The following is a 1,847-nucleotide window of genomic DNA, read 5'->3' as shown; positions in this document are numbered from 1 at the left end:
ACTCTCTCCACGGCATCAACACCTCCGGCCAAAAGCCAAAAGTGTTACCCATGTGTCCGGTACAAAACGTCACCTATGTCTCAGGCCGCGCACTCGGTCCGCTCCTACCGACTCCGAATGCACGTATCCATTGGAGTCCTGCACTCCATAGCGGCACGACAATTTACGCGCGAAAGATAGACACCGTTTGACCTATCGCAAGTTTTTATTGACGAATGGGGCGGCTCAATATGTAGTTCAGTTGATTTGGACAAATCGGATGCGATCGTGACGGGGAAGCAATAGCCTCGCCTCGCGCATGCGGGAGCCGGTGTCGATCTCGGAGCCGAGCCTTGGGTGGCAACGGCCGGCCCACAAACGACATCATAGGAGCGGGATGAGATTACACTCCATTGCCGGAAGGGCAGCCTTTTTCGTTACGCTGATTGCCGTTCTCGTGCTTGCACTTCTGCCAGTTTTCCGTCTCAAGGAGCTCGGCTTCGGCATAGGCTTCCACTATGACAAGCTTAATCACGGTGTCGCTTTCGCGGCGCTGATGCTTGTTGGCAGCCTGGGTTGGCCGGAACGCAAAGTGAGTTTGATGGTCTTCCTCGCTCTGGTTGGTGCTGCGATTGAAATCCTTCAGGGTACGACCTTAATAGGGCGAGATCTCGAGGGATTTGATTGGGCAGCTGATTGTGTCGGCATCTGGTGCTCGCTGGCAGCCATCAGCTGTGCAAATTCGCTTGTTCGACGAGCGGCTTGAGGGACATCCTCTGAACAGCGCCAATCTGTTCCGGTAGACAGATCTCAAGCGCCGAACGGATGTAGGTTGCCGTTGGTTGCCGCGGCGACTTTTGCAGCGAGACTGTACTATTCGAGTGCTGCGCAAGGCCTGCAGGAAAGGCCTACCCGTCTTCATCGGCCGGAGTTGCTCGACGCGCCGTTGCGCGCTCGTCTCTTCCGACAGGCGCTTGGCACGTCGTCCCTCAATGGCTGCGCCGCCTTATGTATCTTACGGGTCTTTTTGCTGCCTGGTAGTAGCGCCGGGATGGCTGGGAGAATTCCGACCAGGGAATCCCTCGAGACACACATGGCCCAACTCTCCGAGTGCCTACCATCTCGGCCCAAACCGGCAGGTTTGCAGTTCGGGATCGTTCCCATGGTCACCTGGGTCGCGCGTGGGTTCTGATTGAACCGCATTTCAGTTTGCCGTGCCGCAATCTTTGTGCGGACAACTTCGTCGCGGGCTGCCACTTGCGGTTATCTGTCCACAAGAAAATGGCGTCGCCAGCAGAGAACGTGGTCCGGCAAGACTCCTAGTTTAGGTCGGCTCATTTGGCCAGAATTGCAATGCATATTGAAGAAAATTGGCGTGTTGCTGCACTCTCTTTGGCATTCAAACTCATATCTTCCTACGCTCTACTAATAAAATCCAAATTTTTCTGCCTTTCATTTTTGAGCTATAACAGATATTACCACCATTTTACATAACAAACATAGCGACACATCAAGCAGTCCTAAGTTACAAGCAGCTAGTTTTTGAATAATATTAATATATTATACTATCGCACCAGTCTAAGTATTGTCCTGTAAATATATCATAGAACTTTTTTAGGAAGACATTAGAAATGCCTCCTCGTTTAAATTACACTCATCACCGCTATTGTCGAACTCATAAAGTATATTTTCTGCCGAAATGTGAAAATCCTGCCACCGATCAACCATTCTATCAGAGCCTGCAGGTATGTGATTTGGCGCTAATATACACCTTCTAGTAGGCAGACATCCGCGGGGCGCTATCGAATCAAAATGAGGGATTATGGATGGCAACTCTGCACTATGCATCGGGTGGTTCTGCCACCGAA

The 1,847-nt window shown here is 51.5% G+C and carries 1 protein-coding gene; it reads left to right on the top strand.

What is annotated here, in order from left to right:
• Positions 1 to 376: 376 nt before the first annotated feature.
• Positions 377 to 745, top strand: a complete 369-nt coding sequence (locus tag NKI72_RS34795) for a VanZ family protein (RefSeq protein WP_352852217.1) — start codon at positions 377 to 379, stop codon at positions 743 to 745.
• Positions 746 to 1,847 lie beyond the last annotated feature (1,102 nt).

Origin of the sequence: Mesorhizobium sp. M0437 (assembly GCF_040321335.1) — a bacterium.
Lineage (GTDB): Bacteria > Pseudomonadota > Alphaproteobacteria > Rhizobiales > Rhizobiaceae > Mesorhizobium.
The sequence above is the reverse complement of the archived record's forward strand: the minus strand, read 5'-3'. Positions and strand labels throughout refer to the sequence as shown.

Excerpts from the sequence above, each read along its gene's own strand:
- NKI72_RS34795 (WP_352852217.1), top strand. The coding sequence starts at position 377 with ATGAGATTACACTCCATTGCCGGAAGGGCAGCCTTTTTCGTTACGCTG.